Source organism: Micromonospora sp. NPDC049580, assembly GCF_040675595.1.
In the GTDB taxonomy this organism is placed as follows: domain Bacteria; phylum Actinomycetota; class Actinomycetes; order Mycobacteriales; family Micromonosporaceae; genus Micromonospora.
This window is the reverse complement of the sequence record NZ_JBFAPG010000331.1, coordinates 1-7084: the sequence shown is the minus strand read 5'-3', so window position 1 is coordinate 7084 and position 7084 is coordinate 1. Positions and strand designations below refer to the sequence as shown.

Annotated in this window: 5 protein-coding genes and 1 pseudogene; all 6 read right to left on the bottom strand. The window is 73.0% G+C overall.

The annotated features are described in order from the left end of the window. Positions 1–1053: glycosyltransferase family 39 protein (locus tag AB0J68_RS22970; protein WP_363940436.1), on the bottom strand; the 1053-nt coding region annotated here is incomplete at its 3' end. Between the two features lie 19 nt (positions 1054–1072). Beyond that, a complete protein-coding gene (locus AB0J68_RS22965) occupies positions 1073–2230 on the bottom strand; it encodes a glycosyl hydrolase (RefSeq protein WP_363940435.1) in 1158 nt (385 codons plus the stop codon). Then, complete coding sequence (locus AB0J68_RS22960; protein WP_363940434.1) at positions 2218–4116, bottom strand: glycosyltransferase family 2 protein; 1899 nt, start codon at positions 4114–4116, stop codon at positions 2218–2220. Before AB0J68_RS22960 ends, AB0J68_RS22965 begins: the two co-directional genes overlap by 13 nt. Before the next feature lie 48 nt (positions 4117–4164). Then, complete coding sequence (locus AB0J68_RS22955; protein WP_363940433.1) at positions 4165–5379, bottom strand: glycosyltransferase family 39 protein; 1215 nt, start codon at positions 5377–5379, stop codon at positions 4165–4167. 297 nt (positions 5380–5676) lie between these two features. Further along, positions 5677–5772: pseudogene (locus AB0J68_RS22950) on the bottom strand (IS6 family transposase); the annotation flags it as partial. 33 nt (positions 5773–5805) lie between these two features. After that, the coding region (locus tag AB0J68_RS22945; RefSeq protein ID WP_363940432.1) for a hypothetical protein at positions 5806–7084 on the bottom strand (1279 nt) is incomplete at its 5' end.

Below are 7084 nucleotides of genomic sequence, written 5' to 3'. Positions count from 1 at the left end.
CAGCGCGGCGACCGGCGCGGCGATCCCGACCGCCGCCAGCAGCGCCCAGGCGGGCAGCGTGAACAACACGAACCGGGCCAGGAAGAGGTGCACCAGCGGGTGGCTCAGGTAGCAGCACACCGCCGGCGCCACGGCCCAGACCAGCAGCGGAAGGAGCAGTGCGCGCCGCCGGCGCCAGAGCACGGCGGCGCCGGCCAGGCCGGTCCCGACGAACGTCACGGCGACCGGGAGGGAGCCGAACAGCTCCCGGGGGAAGCGGGCGAGCGCCGCCTGGTCGCGGGTGATCCAGGAGACCTGGTCGGCCTGGCGGGACGCCGCGTACAGCAGGGGCGCCGCGGCCACGGCGACCACCAGCACGGTGAGCGCCCAGGCCCACCGGGCCCGCCGGGCACCGCCGCGGCGGACCGCCGAGCCGACCAGCAGCGCGTGGGCTGCCAGCACCGTCGCCGCGACGGCGTGCAGGCAGGTCAACGCCAGCAGGCAGCCGCCGTAGCGGACCCACCGCGGCCACGAGGGCCGGTCCAGCGCCCCGACCAGGGCGAGCGTAGCCAGCACGGTGAGGGCGACGACCCAGGCGTACGAGCGGGCCTCCTGCCCGTACCGGGACACCGACGGGATCGCGACGAAGAGCAGGCCGGCGGTGACCCCGACGGTGCCGTCGTACAGCTTCGCGCCGAGCAGGGTGAGCGCGCCGGCGGCCACCGCCGTGCCGACGATGGACGGGAACCGCAGGGCGAGGGTGGAGTCCCCGGCCAGCGCGGTCCACCCGCGCAGGGCCAGGTAGTAGAGGGCGTGGGTGAGGTCCATGTTGCCGAGCAGATGCCGCAGATCCGGCCACGCGAGGGTGGTGGTCAGCCAGCTGACCGACTCGTCGAACCAGATCTCGCGGCCGCCGCTGCCGAGGGCCGCGACCGCGAACGCGACGAGACTGACGGGCAGGGCGACGCGGGTACGCGACACCGGCGCGCCCGCCCGGCGCGCCGACGCGGCCGGCGCCGCGCGGCCGGGCGCGGCGGGGTGCCGGTCCGACCTGACGGGCTGGGACACGCTCACGGCGGCGGACGGCCTATTCCTAGACCCGGGTACGCGGCACCATCGCCGGCGACCAGCCGACGTCGTACCGGGGGGCGGCGACGGCCCGGGCGAAGGCCTTGGCGACGGCGGGCGAGCTGACGATCCGCCAGTCGACCTCCTTGCGCGCCTCGAACCAGATCAGGCCGATGATGTCCCGGTGGCCGGACAGCAGCTCGAAGGCCTGCCGGATCCACTCGGCCTTGCGCCCCTTGCCGTCGGAGGCGCCGGTCTCGGTGACGACCAGCGGCTTGTGGGTGAAGCCGCGGATCTCCCGGATCGTCGGGCTGAAGATCGCGTCGAAGGACCGGTACGTCGAGAGCGCCCCGGTGCCGTAGTAGCCGGAGAGCCCGACCCAGTCGACGTAGTCGTCGCCCGGATAGAGCGTGGCGAGTTTCGGGGTGGAGTCGTCCCACCTGACGTTCGGGCTCCACGTCCAGATGACGTTCTGCACCCCGGCGGCCTCGAACACGGCGTGGACGTGCCGCCAGGCCTTGACGTAGTCACCCGGCCGGTTGCCGTTGGCCGTCTCGCACCACGGGTACCAGTCGCCGTTCATCTCGTGGGCGAACCGGATGGCCACCGGGTACCCGAGGGCCTTGATGCCCTGCGCCCACGACCGCAGGTACGGGTCGAAGCTCCCCCGCGTGATCTGGGCCAGCCGGTACCGGGGCTGGTCCGAGCGGATCCTGTCGATCTTGCGGGCGCTGAAGCCCTTCTTGCGGGAGGTCTCGTCCAGCCGGTAGTCCCACGGTTCCCACGCCAGCATCGGCAGCATGCCCCGGTCGCGGATCCGGTCGAAGAGCACCCGGTCGAAGGCCGCCGACGCCCATCCCGCGCCGAAGAGCATCGCCTGCGGCTGACGCTTCGCGGCGGCGGCGAACGCATTCACCGGCGTGAAGTCGTACGGACCCTCGTTCGTCATGACGCCGATGAACGTCTTCCCGGCCGGCGGAAAGAGCACCGGCTCCGGGCGCGGCGGCGGTGCGGGCGTCGCCGGGGCGCTCGGTGCGGCCGTCGCCGGGGCGCTCGGTGCGGCCGTCGCCGCGGCCTCCCCCCGGGCTCCCGACGCCGTGCGCGGCGCGATCACGAAGGCGTACGTGAGCAGCAGCGCGGTGATCAGCGCCAGCATGCTCCGCGGCAGGGTCAGCCTCGCCATGGCACACTCCGTTCCGCCGGCACCCGCGTCCTCGGCGGGTGGCGGTCCTCGCTACGGGTACGCGCGGCGGCGCGGGCCGCGTCGTCGCGGTGTCGCCCACGGCGCGTCACACCGGAGACGATGGCGATCAGCGGCGGGCCCAGGCCGGTCAGGAGGGTCAGCACCGGCCAGACCCACAGCAGGGTCAGGCCGTGGTCCAGCAGGAAGCTCGCGCCGAGCACGGCGGCGGCGAAGGCCGCCCAGCCGAAGTGCAGCCGGAAGGTGCCGAGCGACTCGGTGGTGCGCAGCTTGCCCTTGGCCGTCACCACGAACGCGAGCTTGCGCCGCAGCAGCGCGCCGACCGCGGCGGCCACGTAGACGGGACCGGTGAAGAGGGCCAGCGCCATGCCGACCACACCGATCTCCTCCCGTTCGTGCGGGGCGATGTTGAAGCGGCGCAGCCAGAGCCAGAGCGCGAACCAGGTGCCGATGGTGCCGGCCCAGAGCACCGACCACACGGTCACGTCGAGCTGGGCCGTGCCGACGCCGGTGAGCAGGTACAGGGCGGTGGCGAGGTTGCCCAGCAGGAGGCCGACGGCGACGCTCGGGTAGTAGAACTGGAGCAGCCGGTACTGCCAGCGGCGCCGCGTGCCCAGCTCGCGCGGTGCGCGCAGCTCGGGGCGGACCAGGATCTCGCAGATGCCGGCCGCCCACCGCTTTTGCTGGTTGAAGTAGTCGGCCCACGAGGTGGGGCCCTCCCCGATGGCCACCACGTCCGGGGTGTAGACGCCCTTCCACCGGTTGCCGGTGTGCGGATTGACGGCGGCGTGGACCCGGATGCTGGTGAGGTGGTCCTCGATGATGGAGTCCTGGTAGCCCCCGACGCTGCGCCAGGCCGCCGGTCGGTAGAGGTGGCCGGTGCCGGTGAGCAGTGGCGCGTCCAGCCCGTTGCCGCCGCGCGCGATGAGTCCGTTGTAGAGGTACTGCTGCACCGACGCGCCGTGCGCGACCCAGTTCTGGTGCATGTTGCCGTAGACCTGCGGGGTCACCACGAAGGCGACGTCCGGGTCGCGGAAGTAGCCGAGGGTCCGTTCCAGGAAGCCGGGCAACGGCACGTGGTCCGGGTCGACGTTGGCGACCACGTCGTAGCCGTGCTCGTGCTCGGCCCGCCAGGCGTTGTGGTTTCCCGACTTCGTCCTGGCCCGGAACTCGCCGCTCGGCTGGTTGTACTCGGGCCGGCCCTTGCGGCTGAAGTGCCGCACCCCGAGCCGCGCGGCCATCTCCTTCACCTCGGGGTCGTCCCCCTCGTCGAGGATCCAGACGTCGACCTGGCCGCAGTAGACAATCTGCCGCATCCGCCGCAGGGTCCGCTCGGCGACGTCGAGCGGCTCCTTGCTGGGCACGATGGTGGTGAGCAGCGCCACCCGCAGGCCGACGGGCGGATCGACGGGGACCGGATCCTTGGCATGGAACGCGAAGACCCAGATCACGACGTTCTGCGCGAGGCGGATCAACTCCACGCCGACGACCACGCAGAAGCCGAGCCGGGCCGCCGTCGTCTGCCAGCTGCCGATCCCGGTCACGCCGGGCCCCGGCACGTGCGCCGGGAGCAGCAGCCACCCGACGAACAGCAGCCCGGCCGCACTGTTGACGAGAACCAGGAGCGTCAGGATCAGCCGGGACGCGGGCGACAGGGCCGGCCGGAACTGGACCGGCGCCGCCACGTGCCCCGGCGCGATCAGCGGGCCGGCCGTCGTACCGCACGCCGCGTAGGCGCGGCGCGCCCGGACGTTGCGCTGCCGACGGTCGGGCGGCTCCGACGACCCTCCGATCGAGGTCAGGGCCGGAGCGACGGCGATGCCCTGCCCGGCGACGGGAGACCGCCGGCTATCGCTGGCGATGACCACATTGCCCCCATGGGTTTCTGCCCGACTCGAACTCGACCGGAGCTGATGCTATTCGGACAATTTGCTTAAAGCGGGCTGGTTACGTAAACGACCATGAGCCGCGCTCTCCTCAGCCACCGGCGGGGTGCGCCTCGCGTGCCGTCGCACCGTCGGCGGGTCGCGTCCACAAGTGAACGACCCTCGTGAGATCGCCGGTCGCCCGCTCGCGCCCCCGGGCGTGGACCGGGCCAGCTGCGCCGGGGCGCCGAGCACCGCGATCGCCACCAGGGCGACCGCGCACCACCGGGCGCGCACCCGCGCCAGCGCGACCGCGCCGAGGGTGGCCCACGCGGGCAGCGTGAAGAGCAGCACCTCCGGCATCCAGACCGGCGTCGCCTGCGCGACCAGCAGCAGACCCAGCGGCGGCACCACCGCCCAGGCGGTGTAGAGGGCGGCGGAGCGTCGCAGCGGCAGGCTGAACAGCGCCAACCCGGCCAGCACGACCCCCAGGGCGGTGACGCCGAAGAGGTTCCGGGGCGTCGCGGCCAGCACGTCCAGAGTGGGCTCCGACCCCCGCGCGATCCCGCCGCCGACCACGCCACTGGGAAGCCCCAGCGCGACAGCCGCGGGGAGCGCGCCGAGGATCGCGACCGCCGACCACCGGCCGACCACCCCGCGTCGGAAGACGAACATCGACCAGCCGTGCCCGGCGAGCAACAGCAGCGCGAGACCGTGCGAAAGGCCCAGCAGCAGCACCGCGGCGCCGTAGCCGGCGAAGCGTCCGACCGTCGGCCGGTCAACCGCCCGCACGAGCAGCAGCGTGGCGAGCACGGCGGCGAACACCGTCAACGCGTACGGCTGGATCTCCTGCGCGTACCGGGTCGACGTCGGCAGCAGCGCGAAGATCACGCCGGCCAGTAGGCCCACCCGCGGCGTGAAGAGTCGGGCCGCCAGGAACCCGACGAGGGCCGCGGCGGCGGTGACGGCCACCGTCGACACCACCCGTATCGCCGGGCCGGACGCGCCGAGCACCTCCGCCCACAAGCGCAGCAGCGGCGAACCGGCGAGGCCCGGGGTGCCGCCGCCCGGCGGAGTGGCCACGCCGGCCCGCAGGAGGCAGAGCGCGACCGTCAACAGTGCCGGCACCAGCCAGGCGGTGACCCGCCACCGGCCGGTGTCGGTCGTCGCCTGGGTGACGATCGCGTGGTCCTCACCCCAGGGGTCCTCGACGTCGACCTCCGTCGACGCCAGCCGGGGCAGGACTATTGTGTCCGCGTCCTTCATCGTGTCTCACGCATCTCTGTCGGATCCGGCGGTGCACACCGCGGCGGGGGCGCGCCCCACGGCGACGCGAGCCGGGCGTACGCGCGGCGTGGGCAGCACGCGGCGCAGGACCGGCCGGACTCCTGGATCGGGTACGGGTGTCAACTGGAGCATAGGGAACAGAATCGGACAGATAACTCGGATGCGGCATAAGCCCCGAATCAGTGACCACCCGGACGTTGAGGTGGCGCCGTTGCGTAATCGGATCGGCGGACGTGTTGAACCCGGGTCGGGTCCGCGGTCAGATCGCCTGGGCGAGTCGGTGAACGCAGCGGCGACCCGCAGAGTGGGCGGGGCCTCGATGGCGAGTTCGTAGTGGCCGCGTCGTAGGTTCCGCATGAATACGTGCCCGGCTCAACGCAACGGAACCTGGTATTGCGATGCGGGCTACGAGCCGGTCCGCCGGGCGAGCGCCTGAACTCGGCGCAGGTCCGCTCGGCATCCGGCAAGGCCGAATTCGGCGATCGCTCGCTCAAGGTGCTCAGCCCGGTCGAGCCCGAGGGCTGACCGCTGTCCCGCGACGAGGTGACGGCCGAGTTCGTAATGGGCGCGTGCCAGCTCGTAGGGCATCTGACGTCGCTCGGCTTCGCGGGCTGCCCGGACCCACGCCCGCCGGGCGGGCTCGGCCCGGCCGCCCAGCCATCGGTACCAGCCCAGGCAGATGAGCGCCCTCGGACGGGCCATGGGAAACGTGCGGGCGTAGCGGCGTAACCGGCGCAGGGCGACTGCGGTGCTTTCGCGCAGCTCGGCCGGGTCAGGCTCGCCCGCTCCGCGCGCCGATCGTCGATGCGGATCCGCCAGCTCGAGCAGCGCCAGAGAGACCTCGGCAATGCCGGCGTGCGCCTCGATGGCGTACTGCTCGAACGACGGATGTGGGCCGATCAGGTGGTCGGCGGTGCGGATCGCCTGCCACGCGTCCAACGGCTGCCCGCTGGCAAGGTGTTGGCGAGCCACGGCGGCGTGGAGGCGGGCCGCGTCGATCCTGGCCGCTGCCGGCAAAAGCTGTGCGGCCTCTTCGGACCAGCCTGCCAGCGCCGGGTCGTCGGGGTTGGCGCGCAGGGCCGTCTCGATCAGGACGAGTAGACCCCAGAGGTGTACGACGGGATCGCGGCGTTCTCGGCCGGCGGCCATCGCCTCGGCGGCCGCTGCGGCCGCCTGCGCGTAGCGGGCGGTGAGGTACCGCCTGAATGCGCTGATCAGGAGCACCTCGTCGGCCCACCGGTGCATCGGTGTCCGGCGCCGGAGTTTCAGGACCCGGTTCGCGCCGAGGTCGACGGCGGCCCAGTCGCCGACCCCGGTCCAGTGCAGCCCGCCCACAATGCCGACCCAGCAGGCGGTGAGCGGATCGTTGGTGCGCTCGACGGCGCTGCTCGCGGCACGAAGGTGGCGGCCCGCGAGCCGGTGCAACCCCACGGTGCCGATCATCATCCCGAGACCAGCCTGCGCCCGCACGATCAGATCGAGGTCCCCGGCGCGTTCGGCAGCGTTCAGCGACGAGATCGACGCGGCGAGGACCGGAAGGTGCTCATCGAGTACCCAGTAGACCTCGGCGATCGTGAAGCAGGCGGCAGCGCGTTCGCGGGCCGCCTCACGCCGGTCCGCACCCCGGGCCACGACACCACCCGGCCGCAGGCCGTGAAGCGTCCGGCGGATCACCTGTGACGCG

Coding starts and splice junctions, on each gene's coding strand:
- AB0J68_RS22955 (WP_363940433.1), bottom strand. CDS start 5,379: ATGAAGGACGCGGACACAATAGTCCTGCCCCGGCTGGCGTCGACGGAG.
- AB0J68_RS22965 (WP_363940435.1), bottom strand. CDS start 2,230: ATGGCGAGGCTGACCCTGCCGCGGAGCATGCTGGCGCTGATCACCGCG.